We start from the raw sequence: 21282 nt of genomic DNA, 5'->3' as shown, positions 1-21282 counted from the left end.
CCGGAGCGTAATGTGAATATTTCAATCGAGAATCAGGTAGGTGTCGGTCTTCGTCGACAACACCATGACTACTTTCAGCAAAACAGGCCTGATATCGGATGGCTTGAAATTCACAGTGAAAATTACTTCCGTCCCGGTTCGGTGTCTCACACCACCCTGATGTCACTCAGGGAACAGTACCCCATAAGCTGCCATGGCGTCGGGTTGTCGCTTGGGTCTGTTGACCAGCTAAACCCCGCGCATCTTGCCCAGCTGAAAACCCTCGTTGATGCGGTTAACCCAATTCTGGTGTCTGAGCACCTGAGTTGGAGCAGTGTTGACGGCCAGTATTTTAACGATCTCCTGCCGCTGCCCTACACCGAAGAGGCGTTAGATGTATTCTGTCGCAATGTCAGCCAAACTCAGGATTATCTCGGACGTCAGCTGTTAGTTGAAAACCCCTCAAGTTACCTGTCCTTTTCACATTCAACCATGCCGGAGTGGGAATTTCTGGTAGAGGTGCAAAGGCGAACACAGTGTGGACTGCTGCTTGACCTCAATAATATTCACGTCAGTGCCTTTAACCACGGCTTTGACAGCAAAGCGTATTTGGAGGCCATTGACCCAACAACGGTGCAGGAAATTCATCTGGCAGGGTATACCGTGTCTTCAACTGACAGCGGTGAAATCTGGATAGATACTCATAGCCGCCCTGTTTCTGAACCCGTCTGGCATCTCTACCATTACTGGGTTGCCAAACATGGCATGTGTAAAACCCTGATCGAGTGGGATGCTGATTTACCAGAACCTGATGTGCTTCTTAACGAAGCACAAAAAGCTCGGGACATTGCCAGTGAGGCACTCACCTCCTCTCAGGTCGAGAGTGCATCGTGAAAGATTTAGCTAATTTGCAACGGCAATTTAGTCAGGCGTTGCACTATCAGCCTTTCTCTATGCCCAATTTGAAGGGAAGAGGCTCTGAGGAGGCGTTGCTGCAGATATATCGCAATCAGTTTGTGGTATCTCTGAAAGAAAGCATGGACAGGATATATCCCGCTGTAAAAATGCTGGCCGGAGAAGAGTGTTTTGACGGTGTAACCCGTCACCATGTGCTGACTACACCGATGACAGACGCCAGAGTCGAGACGTATGGCTTCGGATTTGATAACACCCTGTCTTCATTACCCAATATTCATGAACCAGCGCCTTACCTTGCTGACATGGCAGGGTTTGAGTGGCAGTTTCTAATGGTCAGTCAGCGTGACTATAACGCTCCTCTTTTTCCCATAGAGGCGCTCAGTAAACTCACACCCGAGCAAATCGGCGAACTGAGCCTGATCACGGCACCCAACATAGGCTGGCACCGCAGTTTATTTTGTATTCGCAGTCTCTGGGAGGCAGTAAAAGCTGATGACCGCGATGTTATAAGCCAATTAAGAATTGAACAGCCTGAACAAACATTAATGAAAAAAACGCTTGCTGGTGTTGAGATTATTCCGCTCAGCGATGAAGCCTTGCGCTTTATCGAATTAAGCCAGCAGCAAACGTTGGGAGCACTTCCCCCTGAACTGATGCCACAACTGAGGCACTTGGTTCAACTCGGGGTATTCAGTGGTTTCTCCCTCACTTCGCCCGCCCAACACAAGGAGAACAATGATGAGTGAGCTTATTCGGCGCGCAGATTCCCTGATTGAAAACCTTCTGGCCCCTTTGACCCCCGCACTGCTGCTGGTATGCCGCCTGTGGGTCGCTTGGGTATTTTTCCGTTCCGGAATGATTAAACTTTCTGGCTGGGACAGTACTTTGTTGCTGTTCGAGTACGAATACAATATTCCACTGCTACCGCCCGTTTTCGCTGCCTATCTCGCAACCGGTGCGGAGCTGGTGTTACCTGTTTTTCTCGCCTTAGGTCTGCTGGCAAGACCTGCTGCACTTGCACTGTTTGTGTTCAACATTGTCGCTGTGGTCTCTTATCCAACATTGTGGGATAAAGGTTTTTTTGACCATCAGATGTGGGGTGTGATGCTGCTGGCCAATGTGGTGTTAGGTCCTGGTATGTTGGCAGTAGATAAAATCACCAAAAGTAAGTAACCCTCTTAGAGCTCAGGCAACAGAGTTCGCAATTGTCCCAGCGTCGAGATCTCGACATCCGGAAGCATTGTCGCATGACGCTGGTGACGCAATGACTGACCACTCTCGTTCAACCAACATGTTTGCATACCCAGCCTTTTTGCCCCACGGATATCTGCTTTCAAATGGTCACCGACATGCAATATTTCCCCATAGGAACATTCCAATGCAGATTGAGCACGCGCAAACAAATCTGCGGCAGGCTTGGGTGCTCCGTGCTCACCAGCACGATAAATGGCAGAAAAGTAAGGGTTCAACCCCAATCTGTCAGTATCCACGTTGCCATTGGTCATAGCCACCAGCGGATAATGCTGACTGATATCTATGATAAGTTCCCGAGCAGCCTCTGGCACAGTAATGTCGCTGCGGTGATGGAGGAAAAACGCCACGGCATCAGCAGACAAGGCCGCCGCCGCTTGCTCTGACAGCCCACAACGGGTCGCCGCCAGACGGAGAACTGCCGCGCGGATCTCAGTAATAAAGCCGAACAAGTCCGGTTTAGCGTCGAGGACATCCTGACGCATTTTCTGCCATGCCGCTGTGTCAAACGCCTCCATGGCCGGACAATGATCAAGCAGCCATTTTTTCAAAGCTCGCTCAGCGCGCATGATCACCACGCGGTTATCGTAAAGGGTGTCATCGAGATCGAAAGTCAGTGCCTGAAAAGGCGCGAGGCGACGGTAAAATTTCATCACATTCCCTATTTTTTTCGTCTGGCTCTCGGATGGGCGGCGTCGTACACCTTAGCAAGGTGTTGAAAATCAAGGTGGGTATACACCTGGGTCGTGGACAAATCCGCATGACCCAGCAATTCCTGCACCGCACGCAAATCCCCAGACGACTCCAACATATGGGTCGCAAAACTGTGTCGAAGTTTATGCGGGTTGATATGGCTGTTAACCGATTGTTTCTGTCCCCATTCAGCCATACGCTTTTGTACGGCCCGGGCTGAAATACGGTTTCCTAACTTCGACAAAAATAATGCGTTTTCCGGTCCTTTCAGTAACTGCCCCCTGACCCGCAGCCAGTTCATCAGCCACTCTTTAGCCTGTCCGGCAAAAGGAACAATACGCTCTTTATCGCCCTTACCTATGACACGCAGATCGCCCTTTCGAAGGGCAATATCCCGCACGTCAAGGCCAATCAGCTCCGACAGACGCAGGCCAGCTCCGTACATGAGTTCCATCATTGCACGATCGCGAATAGCCAGTGGATCGTCTTCATCCACCGACATCAGCTGGTTTATTTCATCTACGTCGAGGTTTTTCGGCAGAGCGCGCCCCTGCTTGGGCGCAGCCACACCTTTGGCAGGATTGGCGCTAAGATCACCGCGATGAACAAGATAATCAAAGAAGCTGCGAAGAGCAGAAAGGCGCAGAGCGATACTGCCGGGCTTTAGCCCATCGCGTTTTGCCTGACTGGCAATCTGTCTTACCCAACCCGCATCAACCTGATGCCATTGAAAAATGTCCTGTCCCGCCAAAAATTCAGCAATGGGTTCGAGTTGCCTGCGATAATTTTTCTCGGTGTAAGTACTAAGACCCCTCTCTCTTATCATATAGTCGAAAAACAACGAGAGAGGTTTTGTCAGTGTTGCGGGTAGGCTCATACCTCAACCTGCCAACGACTCAGGAGAACCGCAATATGGTCAGCCAGTTGCTCAAGAAAAAGGGTGTCCATACTGGGTTGGAAGTGCCCACCGTCTTGACTGGCAAACGTCAAAAACCCAAGCTCTTGAGAAAAGAAGATGGGCAAAATCGCGTACGAACCAAGCTCAGGCGCCTCGCTGACAAAAATCTCACCCTCTTGACGGCGCAAACGGCCCAGATAAAGACGCTGACCGGAAAAGCGGCTGGCGCACAATTTATCTACGGACTGACGGGTCAAAGGTGATGGCTCATTCGTCTGGTAAAGGCGCAGGCTGACTTTTAGCTGTAGCCTTTCCGCTAACGTTGCCAGTGCAGTGTGAACATCAGATAACTCATTGGCAGTAAACAGCGCCTGATGTGCGACAGAAAACGACCTGAAAAGCTGCTCGTTTCCCGCAGCGATTCCCATTAACTGGGTGATTTCTTCCTCCAGCTCGGTAACCCGTGTTCTGAGTCTATCAAGCTGGGCTTCAACTAATGAGACTGTGCCCCTCTCATCATGACTGACTCGGATGTGCTGCAAGCTTTCAGGATGGCAACGAAAAAACTCAGGATTGTCTTCTAAGTAGCGGAGTACGTCTTCACTGTTCAGGGTCTCAGGAGGGGTTATCCGTGAGATGTCTGTCATACTGTTATCTGTCCATCGTAAACATGTGAGGCTGGTCCCGTCATCATCAGAGGATGGCCCGGTCCGCGCCACTGGATATAAAGTTTTCCGCCAGGCAATGTCACCTCAACATTGTCATCCAGCAGCCCTTGAACAATGCCCACTGCGACAGCAGCGCAGGCCCCTGTGCCACAAGCCAGTGTTTCACCCGCACCACGTTCGTAGACACGTAGACGGATAGCGTCTCTCGATACCACCTGCATGAAACCAGCATTCACTTTCTCGGGGAAGCGCTCGTGTGATTCGATCAAAGGACCTAACGTGCTCACGTCTGCGGTATCCACATCATCAACTACGGTGACGCAATGGGGATTTCCCATACTGACAGCGCCGACAAATAAAGTTTTGTCAGCCACGCGAAGTATGTAGGTTTTCTCTTCTGCATTGGCACGGACAGGGATTTTAGACGGCACAAAAATGGGTTCACCCATGTCTACCCGCACCATGTTGTCTTTGTCTATGTTCAGGATCATCTTGCCTGAACTGGTACTGACATTAATTTGATATTTGTTGGTCAGACCTTTCATGCGGACAAAGCGAGCAAAGCAACGAGCACCATTACCACAGTTGGACACTTCACTGCTGTCGGCGTTGAAGATCCGGTAGTGGAAGTCACTCTCCGGATCATAGGGCGGTTCCACGACCAATAGCTGGTCAAAACCAATACCAGTGTTGCGATCCGCCAGCCGGCGGATCATATCTGGTGAAAAAAATGCGTTTTGAGTAACACAATCTACAACTACAAAGTCGTTACCCAAACCATGCATTTTAGAAAATTGTATCTGCATTCGTGCCTCTATTGGGGGAGAACCTGCTCTTGTTGCCAAAGCTCTGACAGCGTTTCACGCTGACGGACAACATGAGCAACATTGCCGTCGACCAGTACTTCGGCGGCCCGACAACGACTGTTGTAATTCGACGACATAACAAAACCGTAGGCGCCAGCAGAACGAACTGCAAGCAAATCACCTGCCTCTAATGCTAAACTGCGGTTCTTGCCAAGGTAATCGCCCGTTTCGCAGACTGGTCCAACTAAATCATAGGTTTTAGCTTCACTGTCACGCGGTGTAACAGGGATAATGTCTTGCCATGCCTGATAAAGGGAAGGACGGAGCAAATCGTTCATCGCAGCGTCAATAATGGCAAAGTTTTTCTCTTCGTTGTGCTTAAGGTACTCAACACGGGTCAGTAACACGCCAGCGTTAGCTGCGATCGCCCGGCCAGGTTCAAAAATCAGCTCGATATCCTTATGTCCCTGTAATCTTTCCAGTAACGCACTGGCATATTCAGAGGGCTGAGGCGGCTTCTCATCGTTGTAGGTCACACCAAGGCCACCACCCACATCAAGGTGGCAAATTTCGACACCGTCTTCACGAAGTTGATCGATGAGACCCAGCAGCCTGTCTGTAGACTCAATAAAAGGAGCCAAGTCGGTAAGCTGTGAGCCAATGTGACAATCTATCCCCTGCACATTGAGATGAGGTAGCTCCGATGCATAGCGATACACTTCACGTGCACGATCAAACGAGATACCGAACTTGTTCTCTTTTAGCCCGGTTGAGATGTAAGGGTGAGTTTTCGCATCGACATCAGGATTAATGCGCAGACTGATCGGTGCAACAACACCCACCTGACCTGCGACCTCGTTAAGACGGTCCAGCTCGGCCTCAGACTCCACATTGAAGCATTTTATTCCCAGTTCCAGCGCACGACGCATTTCGGTTGCCGTTTTACCTACACCTGAAAAAACTATTTTCTTCGGATCACCACCCGCAGCCAGAACCCGCTCGAGTTCTCCCTGTGACACAATGTCGAATCCAGAACCCAGACGAGCAAGTACACTCAGTACGCCCAGATTACTGTTGGCTTTGACGGCATAACATACCAAATGGGGGTGATCACCGGCGGCCGTATCAAACGCGTTCCAGTGACGTTCAAAAGTAGCCCGAGAGTAGACATACAGTGGCGTGCCATGTTGCTCTGCCAGGCTCTCAAGTGAGACATCTTCAGCCCACAGCTGACCGTCCTGATGATAATTGAAGTAATCCAAGCTATTTTCTTCCCTGTTCTTTCGTCTTACTGTGTCTTGGTATTTTCTGGTACGGTACTCTGCTGATTACTGCCTGCACCGCCGTCCTGAGTGGCTTGTACGTCGTCGGGGAAGTACAAAGCACCACGCTGGCCGCAGCCAGATAGGATAACGATTGTCAGAAACAAAAATACATTCAGAATAGGTCGCATTGAGTTTGCCAGTGATCCAAGAGTTAATGCCCTCTATAATCGCATCAACACACTGAAAAGCAATAGGATGAAAACAATGAATACAAGCCAATACCACGAGTTGGTCGATAAAGAATGGCTGATCATCGAAGAAGGCATTGATGAAAGTGGTGCTGACATCGACTATGAAACAACGGGTAACGTGATGACACTGGAATTTGAAGACAGAAGTCAGGTCATTATTAACCGTCAAGAACCGATGCAGGAAATATGGCTGGCTTCAAAATCTGGGGGCTACCACTTCGCCTATCGTGACGAGCAATGGGTGTGTACCCGAACCAATACGCTCTTCATGGACATGGTCAAACAGGAGTGCTCAAAGCACGCAGGCGAAGATGTAGTCTGGTAACCCTATTTCATTGATGCGGCCTGCGGCGGCAGGCTGCCAAAATCTCTGCTGTTGTGCCGTGGCCAGTTTTTATCGCTTTTAAACGGAATCACCTGCACCCGGCCACCCTCAAGACGAACGATGTCATAAAACTGCGGCAGATTAAAATTAACCGTATGACTGCTGAAGCTGACTTTGTCGTTAGCAGACGAGGTGTAAAAGCGGTTAACGCCCTGAATCACCTCTTCCTTGTCACCGTGGCACTGCCGATACACTTCAACCCGGTTATTCTCGTCCAACACGTAAATGTTGTAGCCTTTATCGCAATCTTCAAAGAAGAACTGAATCAGTCCCTCACTGGCAAACGCGTCTACCGCTTCCGGTGGTTGTATCTCCTTGTCGTTATCCATCAGCATCAATGGTGAACCATTAACCTTATTGGTGGAGATACTGCGATAAAAGTCGACAGAATTTTCAAGCTTCTGCACTGACACGCCACGACGCTCAAAAAAGAGGCCAAATGTTTTGTCAGCAACACGCAATGCTTTGAAACGACGACGCTTCTCCTGATCGACAGGCTGCAACCTCATTTCTATACACTCGGCAACCAGCTGATAAACCAAGTTACGGATCAGACCGCGCATTTTTCCGCTGTAGCAGAACACATCGACCGATTCCGGTGCCATCGCATCCTGATGCATTTTACCCAGCAGGGTTTTAAGTACATCCAGAATGGCATTAGGGCCAGAAAAGTTTAGGGTACGCACCTCATTCCACGAGTTGCGGTACACCATATCAATGCTGCCGACCAAACATTTCTGATCAGGGCCGTAGCTAAAAATGTCAGTATTGCGGAAGTCAAAACGCACAGCAGGCTGTTTCAGGATATTCGTTGGGTCATCCTCAAGGTTAACGAATAAAGCTAGCTTGCGTATTTCGCAGGGGCTCGACAACGCTTTCAACGAAGGCTGCGGGCGACGGATTGGGAACGTATTGCGGATGTCACTGACAAGCTGATAAAGCTTATCAATGTCCACATCACAGTCTCTTACCACTGAATGCAGCGATGTTGACTCGGTCAGTAGCCCATTAAAAAATGCCCATGACACCAACTTCGACAAGTAACGGTTATGCTCCAACGGTGAGCGGCCGATAATGTCGTGCGGAATCAAAGAGTGCTTGTAAAGATACCAGCCCGGCGGATTATTTCGCCCTTCTGGCACCTGAATAAACGACAAGTCCTGCTCATGCAGATCGGGGGACAACTGTGGATTAAGAAGGGTAACTTTACCCGGTAACTCCTCGAACGCAGCGTATAGCTTGCGTGCCAGAATACTGATTTCTTCTGGACTTATCGATGATGTGATGTCGTTACGGCGTGCGAAGCGAATCAGGTTACGATAGCTCAGCATGAGTGCTTCAAGCAGCTCATTATGGGCCTCTTTCACCTCTTCTACTTTCCAGTTACGGCGGTTGTCCAGACAAGCCAGTTTTTCGTTATCCCAGCCCCATTCACGGGTCAAGATACACAATACTTCACGACGCCACGGTACTGAGCTCGGACCGGGATCACGGGTCAGCTTCTCATGTGTTTTGAGATAGAAACAACGTCTAACCAAATCCAGACGGCGCTGATCTCCAATACCTTCGAGGTATCGGGTCACTTTCTCAAGCATCAGGTAATAAGCGTCAGACTGGTAGACATCGAGCATACCCGCAAAGAATCGTCGCTTGCCGTCGACGCTCAAAAGCTGAGTACCGGGATATTCCCATGAGTAAGATTCTAAAAGGATGGCTTTAAGGACGGATTTATAAGGTGAATCTATGCTCTTGTATAGCTGCCAAAGGCTGGAGCCAAAGTACTCTTCTGCGGGTATTGAGGGCAAACCACCAAAATCGACCCACTCATGCCGTTCAATGTCACTATTTTCAACCAGCTGAACGACGTAGTCTTCGTAACAGGCTTCCATTTCGGGCGGAACCATAAACCACAGAAGACGTTGCCCTGCGAGGTGCACAGACGAACGGTAAAACTCATCAAGTAACAGGTAATGTTGGCTCGACCCGCAGTTGTCAGAGGTCATTTCCTGACAGAGGTTCTTGCGGAAGCGGTTTTCACACATCATGAAGAAGTTAACTTCGACACCCTGCGTCATGGCCCAGTCAGACACCAATGAGCATTTGCTGTCGATTGAAGCCCGCTCATCCTCTGTTACCCAAGGTTGAACACACACCCAAATATCCAAGTCACTGGTAAAGCTTTGTCCCATTGACGCGGTACTGCCCATAGAAAACATACCCTTAATAGGTAAAACCTTATCGGGAGTCTGCAAGGGGAGAGCGTGTCCGAATGTCAGCATACAGTCGCTGACGAATTCTTTTTGATAATCGTTAAGGGAAAAAGAGGCGATACCGTGCGCCACATCCTGGTCAACATAACCGGGAATGGCAGGATGGTTGTAGTGCAGTAATACAGGCAATACATTGAAAACACTCTGTGCCTGAGTGTGCATCGCGCTACGTGCACGCTCCAATCGTAATTGATTGAAGGTGTCTAATCTCGCTATTTGCTGATCAACATAATTTTGCAAAGGAAACATCCAATCTCGCCGACATCCTGTCAACCTGAAAAGGCAAAAACCGAGAGGTGGCGCCTAACAGGGATAAAAACGTGATCAATCTAACACTTTTGAGGTGGAGCGTAAAGTCATCAACTTGTTTTGTTTTTGCCCACCCTACCGTTCAATATATGACCATTTTTGTGATCAGGACAACATGAATTCTTAAAAAAGAACCACTAATGACTTAGATCACACTTAAATGCTCGATTTACAGGCAGGTTACCTCGATCACGATCACAAAACTATAGCCTATCTACTCGGTTAATGCACCACGTCACCTCCTTAAACAGATCAAACTTATCAACGGGGGAAGAGCAGTGGTACGATTAACACATACCAAACTGACGGAAAAAACTATGAATTCATCTCCTCTTCGTATTGCGACCCGCCAAAGCCCACTGGCCCTGTGGCAGGCTGAATTTGTCAAAAGCGCGCTCGAAGCAAGTCACCCCGGCCTTGTTGTCGAGCTGGTGCCAATGGTCACTAAAGGAGACATCATTCTGGACTCACCGCTATCGAAAGTGGGTGGTAAAGGTCTGTTTGTAAAAGAATTAGAGCAGGCAATGTTGGATGGCCGCGCCGATATTGCAGTACATTCTATGAAGGATGTTCCGGTAGACTTCCCTGAAGGTTTGGGTTTAGTAACCATCTGCGAGCGCGGTGATCCACGCGACGCATTTGTCTCAAACCAGTATGAATCCCTCGACGCTCTTCCCGAAGGAGCAGTGGTGGGTACATCCAGTCTTCGACGTCAGTGTCAGGTTCGAGCTAAACGCCCTGATCTGGTTGTCAAAGATCTGCGTGGTAATGTGGGGACGCGTCTCGGTAAACTGGATAACGGCGATTACGATGCCATTATTCTCGCAGCCGCAGGTTTAAAACGTCTGGGGCTTGAATCCCGTATCCGGATGCCAATTGAACCTGAGGAAATCTTACCTGCTGTTGGCCAGGGCGCTGTTGGAATTGAGTGCCGCCTTGATGACAAGCGTGTGCGCACTCTTCTTGAGCCACTTTCCGACGCAAATACCTCTGTTCGCGTACTGTGTGAGCGTGCAATGAACAATCATCTACAAGGTGGCTGTCAGGTTCCGATTGGCAGCTATTCAGTCATACAGGGAGACCAGATTTACCTTCGCGCACTGGTTGGTGAACCAGATGGTAGTGAAATTATCCGCGGAGAAGTCACTGGTCCTCTTGAGAAGGCCGAAGAGTTGGGCGCGGGTCTGGCTGAACAGTTGTTGTCAGATGGTGCTAGACCTATTCTCGACAAGCTTTACCATTCGGCGTCTTCGTGACCATTGCGGTAGTTCGACCAGCGCCTGAATCTGAAGCACTGGTAAAAGAACTCGAAAAGGCAGGGCTCTCGGCCCTGTCTGCACCCATGCTCACTTTTACATCAGGAGATGCGTTACCCATCCTGACAAAAACACTGAACCGCTTGCCAGCTGACAGCATAGTCATTGTCATCAGTCGCCGCGCTGTGGAGTTTTCCTGCCAGCAATTGCAGAAAGATAAAGCAGAATGGCGTGACGACCTGACCTACATCGCTGTTGGCGAGAGAACGGCCAGTTATTGGGAGGAACTGGCAGACGTATCCGCACACACACCTTTAAGGGAAGACAGTGAGGGGTTACTCACCCTACCGCAGCTTCAGCACCCTGACGGTAAGGATATTGTGATTTTGCGTGCGGATACCGGGCGTGAACTTCTCTCCCAAACCCTGCAACAGCGCGGTGCCAATGTTTGCTATTTAGCCGTCTATCGGCGAAACTGGTCGGATGAGCAATATTTGTCCGCACTGGATGAGTGGGCTGCTGCTCAGGTCGACACGCTGGTCGTATCCAGTGGCGAACAGTTGACATTGCTTTTTAAGGGCGTCTCAGATAATCATCGGCATTGGTTGCAGCGCTGCCATATACTGGTGCCTAGCCGACGAGTTTACAATCTGGCTAAAGAAATTGGATTTTCAAAAGTGACCAATGTTGAAGGCGCGTCAAATGCGCAATTTTATTCGGCACTGGTCAATATGCATAACCCGGGAAATTCGGATGACAGACAATAAAAATACCAAGGACAGCGGGACAGGAAAACCCGAAACATCAACTTCGTCCAAGAACGCTGGCAAGACATCAGCAAAAGCTGCTGACACGCCTACTAATAACCAGACAGATCAGAAAAAAGAGAAGAAAGGCGGAAAAGCGCTGGCTGTTGTAGCCATCATACTCGTCTTTGCAATGGGCGGTGGTCTCTATTATCACGACCAACAACAAGCTCTTCAGGCACAACAGGACGTGGAGACTCTCGCCAAACAAATGAGTACGCTTGAGCAACAAATGCGTGCTAACGCGGAACGCGCCCAGCAAGCCCTTGCCGATGCGACTCAAAAGCAAACCCACCAGCAGACGCTGATTGAGCAGCAAGCGCAAACGATCACCAGCTTGCAAACGGCGCTGGCCGACATGAAAGGTAGACGGCCTAACGACTGGCTGATAGCGGAAGCAGACTATCTGGTAAAACAGGCTGGTCGCAAACTTTGGTTGGAACACGACGTGATGTCAGCAACCGCCCTGATGCAGACCGCAGACCGTCGTATTGCCGAACTCAATGACCCATCCCTGATGCCCGTCAGAAAAGCGCTGGCTAACGACATCACGGCGCTAAAAGCCGTCAAACGTATCGATCGCGATGGTATCGTACTTCGTTTGTCGAGTTTACAGCAGCAGATAAGTCGTCTCCCTCTTGCAAATGCGGTGCTACCTGCAGCCGAGGAAGAAGAGGTACCTGCCGTGTCTTCTTCAGTTAATGACTGGCAAGACAACCTCAAGGCGTCGTTAAATGACTTTGTCGGTCAGTTCGTCACCTATCGCAAACGCGACGGCAGTGTGATCCCGTTACTGACGCCGACCCAAACATTCAGACTGCAGGAAAATGTTAAGGCGAAACTGGATCAGGCTATTACGGCTGTTTATCGCGAGCAGGGACGATTGTTCAACGAATCGCTGAGTATGGCCGAAGAGTGGACCAAACGTTTTTATAATCAGGACGCAGAGTCAACCAAGAGCTTCCTCGCAGAGCTAAAACAACTTAATCTGCAATCTGTTCAGGTTTCCTATCCAGAAAAACTGTCCAGTCAGTCGCTGATCAGTGACTTGGTGGCAGACCGCCTGCAGCGTAATCTGGCGCATGTCGATGCGGGGGACACCACACTATGATTAAGATCATTTTGTTGATTGCCGCCCTCATTGCTGGCTTGATTGTCGGCCCTGAGCTGGCTGGTAATCAGGGATATGTCCTGATCTCTGCGGCCGACCAGACGCTGGAAATGAGCCTGACTACCATGCTCATTTTGATTGTGGCCTTGTTCGGGGTCTTTTTCCTTATCGAATATCTTCTGCGCGCCATGCTATCAAGCATGACATCCACCCGTAGCTGGTTCAGTGGACGTAAACGCCGCAAAGCACGTGAGCTGACAAACAACGGTCTGCTGAAACTGGTTGAAGGTAACTGGAAACAGGCTGAGAAACTGGTGATTAAAGCTGCTCCACACAGTGAAGCGCCGCTGCTGAATTATCTTGCTGCAGCAGAAGCTGCTCAAAGCCGTGGTGATGCCGACGAAAGGGATCGCTATCTCCAGCGTGCCGCTGACTGCGGAGATAATGAACTGGCGATGACTCTGACCAAAGCCAAGCTGCAGTTCCGTCAGGAGCAGTATGAAGAAGCGTTGGCAAACCTTGAGGGGTTGAAACAACATCATCCACGCAACCCTATGATGCTTTCATTGCTCAAAGACACTTACATCAAGCTCAACGAGTGGAAGTCGCTGTTACAGCTGCTTCCGTTGCTGAAGAAAGTGTCAGTGATCACCGACGATGAAAAGAAACAGCTTAACATCGAAGCAGAGTGCGGACTGATGACGCAGATCGCTGGCCATAAAGGGAGTGAAGGGTTACTCACACACTGGCATAGCCTTTCCCGTCAGCTACGTCAGCAACCAGATAGCATCAAGTGTCTGGTGAACCTGCTGATTGAACGCAGTGCTGATAATGAAGCATTTACCCTGCTCAAAGAATCGTTGAAGAAAAATCCTGATGAAAAGCTGATTGCGCTGGTGCCAGAACTAACTCTGAGTGACTATCACCCGGCGATTGTTGTTCTTAAAGATTTACTGAGATACAACGAGAATAACCCAGTGACTCACAGCGCATTGGGTCAGCTGAACTTCCGCGATGGTAATTACCAGCAAGCCCGTGAGCACCTCGAAAAAGCCTTGGAGGTAAGACCGGATGTCGCCGACTACGCCTTGCTGGTTGATACCTTGGAGAAACTCAACGAATCGGGTGAAGCGAACAATGTCTCCCGTCAGGCATTACGAATGGCCCTGCCCAACAAAGCGTAATATTCAGCAATAACATTTCGACAAGAAAACGCCCATTTGGGCGTTTTTTATTTCCACCTTTTAGTGAGGTTTACCAAAACTGACAGACCTATCGTGCGCCAATCCTCACTGATACTGGGCACGCATAGAGACCGAAATCATAGAAGAAATATCTGTGAAATATATTTATTGGCAGCCTTATCACCAGCCTAATCCCAGCTATTCTGAAAGCACTATTCGCCTTTACTACGGTAGAAGGTTCAAATAATTAAGCCGTCTTAGCCGACGTTGACCAGTGAAATAATTGGTAGGGTATCTGAAGCAAGAAGAGATTATGGCTCATCGTCACCAGTAAATAGACACTAACGGATGATGAAAAGATATTTCACAACACTTTCTGATGAGTAAATCAGTATCTCGCTCTGAAGAGAGATACTGATTTCTAAGATTGGTTTATTTCATCGACATGGGTTTACATAACACTTTCTTGGTGTTGGCAACCCGGGCACACTTGCTGCACACAACATCTGGTTTTTTCACCAGCTTCTTCAAAACCTTCAGTTCACTTTCAATCTGGGCATTACGCCACTTGCACAGGGTCTTCGCCATGTTATCTCATTCCTTTTACTGCTTGCGGGTGAGCTACCCCGAGCGGCTTAGCGTGGCTAATATTTCCCTCAATTTATATCACCTTAATTCAGCACATTGCTGTCTTAACGTAGACATCAAACCGATTTTTCTTCGTTTCGATTTTGGTTGATGGTGATTGATTTGCCAGTGGCTCCGCATAATCCGGGCGTTTTACCACTACACGACGCATTGCCAACGCAAAAGCCGGCTCAAACAGGGCGTCAGCATCCATATCGCTGCCCACCAACGACTGGAATACCCGCATTTCTTTCTTTACCAATGCTGATTTTTTCTTGTGAGGATACATGGGGTCAAGATAGACGACGTCTGGCCTATCAAAATCGGGATCTTCGGCCAGTTTAGCCAGTGCGTCCTGACTGGTGGCATGACTCAGGCTCATTCTCTCACTGACCCAAGTACCGATTTCAGGATCCGCTTTTGCGCGGGTGAGTCCATCATCCAGCAGGGCTGCAACGACAGGGTTTCGCTCTATCATAACAACCTGACAGCCCAGAGACGCCAGCACAAATGCATCACGGCCTAGCCCAGCAGTGGCATCCAGTACTCTCGGTGTAACGCCTTTGTTCAGACCAACGGCTTTCGCTATAGCCTGCCCTTTTCCGCCGCCAAACTTACGGCGATGACCTGCAGTACCACCCACCAGGTCAACATAAATAGCACCGAGCTTTGGTTCGTCGGTCTTACGAAGTTCAAGCCGCTGCGGTGTCAGAACCAGAGCAAATGGTGAATCATCATCATGAGTCAGCCCCCAACGTTCAGCCAATTCACTGAGCTGGCGGTCAGATGACGCCGATTCGTCGAGTAAAGCAATCTGCACCTGAATTCTCCCGTGATTAAAACCCGCAGAGTATATCAGGCGCAGCGCACAAGCACAGTCAGTCGTTACCGAGTTAGCTTACCTGCTCAATTTCCGGGAAGGCTGACTTGACCAGAGAAACCATTGGCTGAGGACGACCGAGGTGGTAGCCCTGTGCATAGTCAACACCCAGCGTTTCAAGTCGCGACAGGATTTCCCGACTCTCAACAAATTCGGCAACCGTCTTCTTACCCATTTGATGAGCAAGCTCTTGAATAGCTTTTACAATCAAGAAATCCGTTTCATCTTCATCAATGCCGCAGACGAACTGACCATCAATTTTCACTAAGTCGATGGGTAACTGCCGCAAATAACCAAAGGATGACAAGCCAGAGCCAAAATCATCCAATGCGATACTGCACCCGAGTGCTTTGAGTGATGTCAGTACCTCAATGGCATCAGACATATTGCTGATCGCTGCGGTCTCGGTAACTTCGAAGCACAGATTTTCACTCGGGATCACGCTCGACTTTATCGACGACATCAGAAGGCTCACAAATCCGTCATTCACCATTGAGCGACCGGAAAGGTTAAGCGAGATCATCCCGATACGTTCAACATACTCGGGGTTTTCCTGAAACCAACGCAGGGTTTTCCGCACGACCTCTGCATCAATCAAGTGAGCAATGTTATATCGCTCAGCCGCTGGAATGAAAAGACCGTTAGGCACCATATCGCCATGTTCATCCCGAAGGCGGACAAGGATTTCGAAATACATTTTGCCATTTCTGTTGTCCGCAACAGGCACGATAGGCTGGGCGTAAATCTCAAAGCGGTCTTCGGACAGGGCAGAATGAATTTGGTTCACAAATGCCATCTCGCGCTCACGCCGGAGCACCTCTTCATCGTCCTGTCGATAAACGTGTAATCTTGCACGACCCTTGTCTTTCGCTGCGTAGCAGGCAGTGTCAGCCTGAGCATGAGCTTGCTGCGGTGACGAAACACTTCTGTCCAACAGCCTGACGCCGATAGAGCAGGCCAGAGACATACGAACGCGGTTCCAGTAGAGTTCCGTCTCGTTGAGCTGCTCAAGGACATGGTGGCCAATTTCAAGGGCTTCCTGATCGTCGCAGTCAGAGCAAATAATGGCGAACTCATCACCACCCAGTCTGGCCACTATGGCTTCATCCGGTAACAGGCTCAGTAACTTTCTGGCGGTGAATTTAAGCGCCTTATCGCCAGCTTCATGACCCAGGGTGTCGTTGATCACCCGGAACTGATCGAGGTCGATGTAGAAAAGCGCGTGGGTTAATCCCTCCTCGTTAACACTTCTCAGTTTTTCAGTCAGGATACGTTCAAAATGGTTTCGATTATAAAGGTCGGTTAACGGATCCCTGAGCGCCTGATGACGGAGCATGGACTCCATCCGGCGGTGGTTGGTAATATCCTCACCCACCAGCAGCAACTGCGATTTCACCTGCGTCGTCCGGATTGACTCACGAATCCATATCTCTTCATCGTAACAGTTGACATAGCAAATCTCCCGACGCCAGATCTTGTCACCGGACTGACTGCGCTTAGTCACCAACTCGTAAGGAGAACTGACTTCATCGCGGTAAAAATCAGTCACTTTATGGCCGAGCAGCTCTCGCTTGGCATAGCCCAGCCACTCTGTCACACACTCATTGATTGACTGGATACGTGACTGTCTGTCGATAGTCAGCAACATGACAGGCTGCTGATCATAAAGCATCCGATATTCGGCCTCGCTGCGCTGAAGTTTTTGTTCAGTCAGCTTGCGCTGGGTGATATCGCGGGCTTCAAACAATACCTGATGTCGATTGTCATCAGGCGCTTCAACACTTTTTAGTGCGACATCCAGTATGACTTCAGTATCCAGCTGACTGAGGATCCGGACCTCAAAACGTCGAGTGCCTGTATCTTTAATCGCGACAATTTCTTTTTTGAGTTCGTCAGCATTTAGCCACTCTTTCCATGTCCAGATTGGTGAGGTTTTAAAACGGTTCCACATCGGATAAAGGCAATAAAAAGCCTCATTGGCGGATATAACAACACCGTCTTCAGCCAAAAGCGCAATGAACTGGTTACTCTGATCAAATACCCCTTTGAAAAGAGCCTGACTCTCTGCCAGTGCCTTTGCATTGTGGCGATACTGCTGAATAAGGTAAATCAGCCCGGCGATCACCAGACACAGAAAAAGAACCAGCAGGACACTGATCGCGGCTAATTTAGGGTTGGTTTTCAAAATAGAGGCTGGCGTCAGCGCTACCTCAACACCGGAGACACGTTCTTTATCTAGTGAAAAACGCTCAATGGCATGGAAAGACAACTTCGCCAGTGGCTTACCATCGATAACAGGGGGCATCTTTGAATCTGGGTTTGCCAGAATCTGCTTCAGCAAAGCGGCTTGTTCCCATCCCTGCGTCACGCCATCCACCATCACACCGCCAGCAAGACCGTACTTGAGCATAAAACTGCCCGCTCCATAAACCGGAACACTGGCGGTTTCACTCAAGCTTTCAAGAAGGTTTTCATGCCCGATATAATTATTGTCGCCGTCTTTAAAGAAGGACAGAAAATAAATAAGTTCGTCCTTTTTCACCTGACGGACGTTGTCCATTAGCTCTTGATAATTGAGGCCCTGCCATGGCACGACATCCATCGATAGTGACGGCATATTTTCCAGTTGCTGAAGAAACATCCTCCAGTACTCTTCGCTGGTTGGCGTTTCATCAAGGATCACATACACCCGTTTTGCGTCCGGGTGTAATTTGGACATCAATTGCAGATTGTCTGGCAGACTGACAACCTCGTTGACGCCAGTCAGTAAATCAATATTTTTATATCTCTCACGGGAGTACTGATTCAGGCCAGAAAAAATGACGGGTGTTGAGCCAACGACATCCGCCATTTCATTAACTAGATTCAGAGCCGCATTATCGACAGTCAGGATCGCTCTGTAATTGTGTTCAGCAAGCTTGATACGGTAGAGTGCTTTAAGCTGCTTAAAGAGCTCTGGAGAGTGATAGCGTTTAAAATCGAGATACACTGTCTGAATCTCGACATCAGTTCCTTCAAGCCCCTCCTGAAGGCCCTGATTGACCTGATTACTCCATTCAAAGTCCGGATGATAGGAGTGTATAACCAAAACAGGAGTCTTGGCCTGCGCGAAGGACACCATCGTGGTGAGTAATAAAAGTAACAACCATCTCATCAAATCGCCTTGCCTTCTTCCGACTGCTTAATATTTGATTTTTTGTACAAAAAGTTATCATATCAGCAGATTTATCACTGATAACCTTGCCTGAGTCAAAACTGTTAATCGGGCTGTATCATGGTTCCCAAAAAGGACAGGTATGAACGACATAACCAAGCTGGATGAGCTCGACAGACAGATCCTGCACATACTGATGAACGATGCACGTATCACCTATGCTGAACTTGCCAAACGCTTCTCTGTCAGCCCAGCCACTGTGCATGTTAGGGTCGAAAAGATGAAATCGGCCGGTATCATCACGGGGACAGAGGTGCTGGTTAATACCAAAGCACTGGGCTATGACGTCTGCTGCTTTATCGGTATTAATCTTTATGCGGCCAGAGACTACCACTCGGCACTGGAAAAGCTGGAACAACTGGACGAAGTGGTAGAGGCGTATTACACCACGGGCGCATACAATATTTTCGTCAAACTGATGTGTCGCTCTATTGAGGAACTGCAATACGTACTGATCGATAAACTGCAGGCTATCAAAGAAGTGCAATCCACTGAGACCCTGATCTCCCTGCAAAATCCAATAAAACGTAACGTACAGCCGTAAAAAACGCCTGCAATGCAGGCGTCTTCTTCATCAATCGCCGAATTTACGACTCAGCAGAAGTATCTGATTTTGCGTTATCTTCTGACAGCCACTGGGCAACATCTTTCGCGAAATATGTCAGAATGCCATCGGCTCCGGCACGCTTGAAGCATAGAAGTGACTCCATGACTGTCTCGCGCTCTTTCAACCAGCCATTCTCAAACGCCACCTTGTGCATCGCATATTCCCCAGACACCTGATAAGCAAATGTCGGCACCTTCAGCTCAGTTTTCACCCGTTGCACCACATCTAAATACGGCATTCCCGGTTTAACCATCACCATATCCGCACCTTCATGCACGTCCATAGCGACTTCGTGAAGCGCCTCATCACTGTTGGCCGGATCCATCTGGTAGTTCTTCTTATTACCTCCCTTGAGGTTACCTGAAGAACCGACAGCATCACGGAAAGGACCGTAATAACAGGAAGCATACTTCGCTGAGTAGGCCATGATTTGGGTATTGATGTAGCCTGCGTCTTCCAGTGCTGCGCGAATGGCACCGATACGGCCGTCCATCATGTCGGACGGAGCAATGATATCGACTCCAGCCTCAGCATGAGACAGTGCCTGCTTGACCAGCACCTCTGTCGTCTCATCATTCAACACGTAACCTTCTTCGTTTGTCAGGCCGTCCTGACGGAAATGGTATACGGATCCAGAGCCACATCAGTAATGACTCCCATTTGTGGAACGTGCTCTTTCAGCAGGCGCACAGCGCGTTGGATCAGACCTTCGGGATTGAAGGACTCAGACGCACAGCTGGTCTTCACATCTTGTGCAACGACAGGAAACAGGGCGATGGCAGGAATGCCAAGCTCTGCAAGCGCCTCTGCCTCATACAGAAGCAAATCGATAGACAAGCGTTCAACGCCGGGCATCGACTCAACGCTTTCTCGACGGTTTTTCCCCATCAAAACAAATACCGGATAAATCAGATCAGACGCGCTCAGCGTGTTTTCAGCGATCAGCCGACGGCTGAAATCATGATTGCGTGTTCTACGCATGCGTCGGGCGGGAAAGGCCCCTTGTATCGAAACGCTCACGGTATTCTCCTTTACGTTAAGTGCCTATAACCTCAAGAATGATAGAGATTAAATTGCGAAAAATCGACGGCTGTTTTCACCGCTGAATGTGATCAAATCCTCATACTTCTCGTCTCGACACTGGGCGATTCGATCAGCAATGTGAGGTAAATTACAAGGTTCATTACGACGGGTTTTAGGCTTCGGCTTTAAATCACGGGGAATGAGATAGGGTGCATCCGTTTCAATCATCAGTCGGTCTGCGGGTATTTTACTCACCAGAGCCTTAAGATCGGCCCCTCGGCGCTCATCACATACCCAGCCAGTAATACCTATCGACATCCCCATATCAAGGCAAGCGTTCAGCTCGTCTTCGTTGCCAGTGAAACAGTGAAGTACCGCTCCCGGCAACTTATCCTGCCAGGGACGGAAAATATCGCTGAACCTTTCATGCGCATCACGACAGTGCATAAACACTGGCAGGTTTAATTCAGCCGCCAGCGATAACTGGGCTTCAAACACGGCCTCTTGCTGCTGTCTTGGTGAAAAGTCACGGTTAAAATCCAGCCCACATTCACCAATAGCAACCACTTCGTCATGCTGTGCCAGTTCCCGAATTACAGGCAGGGATAGATCATCAACTGTTTTGGCATCGTGAGGGTGTACCCCTGCTGTCGAGTAGCAATAGCCGGGGTACTGGCGGGCAAGCGAGAGAGCGGCCACACTGGAGTCGAGATCTGTCCCCGTCAGCACCATGGCTGACACTCCTGCCTCTTTTGCCCGCTCAACAACACGATGCCTGTCGGCATCAAACTGACTGCTGGTAAGGTTCACACCGATATCAATCAAAGACTTGTCCCTTTTGTCAGGTCTAAAAACAGAAAGGCCAGTGTAACACTGGCCTT

The 21282-nt window shown here is 49.3% G+C and carries 20 protein-coding genes and 1 pseudogene; 9 read left to right on the top strand and 12 right to left on the bottom strand.

What is annotated here, in order from left to right; genetic code table 11:
• The first annotated feature begins 18 nt into the window (after nt 1-18).
• The 3 genes from bufB to A8L45_RS10275 are packed head-to-tail and all read left to right on the top strand — an operon-like array spanning nt 19 to nt 2070.
• Nucleotides 19-873: an MNIO family bufferin maturase gene (gene bufB / locus A8L45_RS10285; RefSeq protein ID WP_139122356.1), complete on the top strand. Its 855-nt coding sequence runs from the start codon at nt 19-21 to the stop codon at nt 871-873.
• Nucleotides 870-1643, top strand: a complete 774-nt coding sequence (locus A8L45_RS10280; RefSeq protein WP_083228290.1) for an HvfC/BufC N-terminal domain-containing protein — start codon at nt 870-872, stop codon at nt 1641-1643. The genes bufB and A8L45_RS10280 overlap by 4 nt, the downstream gene beginning before the upstream one ends.
• Nucleotides 1636-2070 carry a DoxX family protein gene (locus A8L45_RS10275; RefSeq protein WP_068901900.1) on the top strand — a complete coding sequence of 145 codons (435 nt, stop codon included), beginning with the start codon at nt 1636-1638 and terminating at the stop codon, nt 2068-2070. Before A8L45_RS10280 ends, A8L45_RS10275 begins: the two co-directional genes overlap by 8 nt.
• A 5-nt stretch (nt 2071-2075) precedes the next feature.
• Here A8L45_RS10275 and yigB read toward each other — a convergent pair whose 3' ends face one another.
• Genes yigB through lptM form a run of 6 tightly spaced genes read right to left on the bottom strand, consistent with a single transcriptional unit; the run spans nt 2076 to nt 6666 of the window.
• Entirely contained in the window at nt 2076-2801 is a 726-nt protein-coding gene (gene yigB / locus A8L45_RS10270) for a 5-amino-6-(5-phospho-D-ribitylamino)uracil phosphatase YigB (RefSeq protein WP_068901898.1), read from the bottom strand.
• A gap of 8 nt (nt 2802-2809) precedes the next feature.
• Nucleotides 2810-3718, bottom strand: coding sequence for a tyrosine recombinase XerC (gene xerC, locus A8L45_RS10265; RefSeq protein ID WP_068901896.1), 909 nt, complete (start codon nt 3716-3718; stop codon nt 2810-2812).
• Complete coding sequence (locus A8L45_RS10260) at nt 3715-4386, bottom strand: DUF484 family protein (RefSeq protein ID WP_068901894.1); 672 nt, start codon at nt 4384-4386, stop codon at nt 3715-3717. The genes xerC and A8L45_RS10260 overlap by 4 nt, the downstream gene beginning before the upstream one ends.
• Complete coding sequence (gene dapF / locus A8L45_RS10255) at nt 4383-5213, bottom strand: diaminopimelate epimerase (protein ID WP_068901892.1); 831 nt, start codon at nt 5211-5213, stop codon at nt 4383-4385. The genes A8L45_RS10260 and dapF overlap by 4 nt, the downstream gene beginning before the upstream one ends.
• 8 nt (nt 5214-5221) lie before the next feature.
• On the bottom strand, nt 5222-6475 hold the full coding sequence (gene lysA / locus A8L45_RS10250; protein WP_068901890.1) for a diaminopimelate decarboxylase: 1254 nt from the start codon (nt 6473-6475) through the stop codon (nt 5222-5224).
• Nucleotides 6476-6501: 26 nt separating this feature from the next.
• Complete coding sequence (lptM, locus tag A8L45_RS23800; RefSeq protein ID WP_083228289.1) at nt 6502-6666, bottom strand: LPS translocon maturation chaperone LptM; 165 nt, start codon at nt 6664-6666, stop codon at nt 6502-6504.
• A 76-nt stretch (nt 6667-6742) separates the two neighbouring features.
• Between lptM and cyaY the strand changes: the two genes are divergently transcribed.
• Nucleotides 6743-7054 carry an iron donor protein CyaY gene (cyaY, locus tag A8L45_RS10240; protein ID WP_068901889.1) on the top strand — a complete coding sequence of 104 codons (312 nt, stop codon included), beginning with the start codon at nt 6743-6745 and terminating at the stop codon, nt 7052-7054.
• 2 nt (nt 7055-7056) lie between these two features.
• Here the strand turns inward: cyaY and A8L45_RS10235 are convergent, their stop codons facing one another.
• On the bottom strand, nt 7057-9624 hold the full coding sequence (locus tag A8L45_RS10235; protein WP_489886350.1) for a class I adenylate cyclase: 2568 nt from the start codon (nt 9622-9624) through the stop codon (nt 7057-7059).
• A 386-nt stretch (nt 9625-10010) separates the two neighbouring features.
• Between A8L45_RS10235 and hemC the strand changes: the two genes are divergently transcribed.
• Genes hemC through A8L45_RS10215 form a run of 4 tightly spaced genes read left to right on the top strand, consistent with a single transcriptional unit; the run spans nt 10011 to nt 14050 of the window.
• On the top strand, nt 10011-10949 hold the full coding sequence (gene hemC, locus A8L45_RS10230; protein ID WP_068901885.1) for a hydroxymethylbilane synthase: 939 nt from the start codon (nt 10011-10013) through the stop codon (nt 10947-10949).
• Complete coding sequence (locus A8L45_RS10225; RefSeq protein ID WP_068901883.1) at nt 10946-11716, top strand: uroporphyrinogen-III synthase; 771 nt, start codon at nt 10946-10948, stop codon at nt 11714-11716. The genes hemC and A8L45_RS10225 overlap by 4 nt, the downstream gene beginning before the upstream one ends.
• Entirely contained in the window at nt 11703-12866 is a 1164-nt protein-coding gene (locus A8L45_RS10220; RefSeq protein WP_068901881.1) for a uroporphyrinogen-III C-methyltransferase, read from the top strand. Before A8L45_RS10225 ends, A8L45_RS10220 begins: the two co-directional genes overlap by 14 nt.
• Nucleotides 12863-14050, top strand: coding sequence for a heme biosynthesis HemY N-terminal domain-containing protein (locus tag A8L45_RS10215; protein WP_068901879.1), 1188 nt, complete (start codon nt 12863-12865; stop codon nt 14048-14050). The genes A8L45_RS10220 and A8L45_RS10215 overlap by 4 nt, the downstream gene beginning before the upstream one ends.
• Before the next feature lie 432 nt (nt 14051-14482).
• Here the strand turns inward: A8L45_RS10215 and A8L45_RS24575 are convergent, their stop codons facing one another.
• From A8L45_RS24575 to A8L45_RS10205, 3 genes are all read right to left on the bottom strand, one after another.
• On the bottom strand, nt 14483-14638 hold the full coding sequence (locus A8L45_RS24575; RefSeq protein ID WP_175401966.1) for a hypothetical protein: 156 nt from the start codon (nt 14636-14638) through the stop codon (nt 14483-14485).
• An 88-nt stretch (nt 14639-14726) separates the two neighbouring features.
• Complete coding sequence (locus A8L45_RS10210; RefSeq protein ID WP_068901877.1) at nt 14727-15497, bottom strand: class I SAM-dependent methyltransferase; 771 nt, start codon at nt 15495-15497, stop codon at nt 14727-14729.
• A gap of 73 nt (nt 15498-15570) precedes the next feature.
• Entirely contained in the window at nt 15571-18711 is a 3141-nt protein-coding gene (locus A8L45_RS10205; protein ID WP_245680698.1) for an ABC transporter substrate binding protein, read from the bottom strand.
• Between the two features lie 142 nt (nt 18712-18853).
• On the opposite strand from A8L45_RS10205, the gene asnC reads away from it, so the two are divergent.
• A complete protein-coding gene (gene asnC / locus A8L45_RS10200; RefSeq protein WP_068901876.1) occupies nt 18854-19315 on the top strand; it encodes a transcriptional regulator AsnC in 462 nt (153 codons plus the stop codon).
• Between the two features lie 43 nt (nt 19316-19358).
• Here asnC and hemB read toward each other — a convergent pair.
• Together hemB and tatD are read right to left on the bottom strand one after the other, a co-directional pair.
• Nucleotides 19359-20398: pseudogene (gene hemB / locus A8L45_RS10195) on the bottom strand (porphobilinogen synthase).
• A gap of 48 nt (nt 20399-20446) precedes the next feature.
• Entirely contained in the window at nt 20447-21226 is a 780-nt protein-coding gene (gene tatD, locus A8L45_RS10190) for a 3'-5' ssDNA/RNA exonuclease TatD (protein WP_068901873.1), read from the bottom strand.
• Nucleotides 21227-21282: the final 56 nt, after the last annotated feature.

The sequence above is a fragment of the Veronia pacifica genome, assembly GCF_001707825.1.
GTDB classification, from domain to species: Bacteria; Pseudomonadota; Gammaproteobacteria; order Enterobacterales; family Vibrionaceae; genus Veronia; species Veronia pacifica.
The sequence above is the reverse complement of the archived record's forward strand: the minus strand, read 5'-3'. Positions and strand labels throughout refer to the sequence as shown.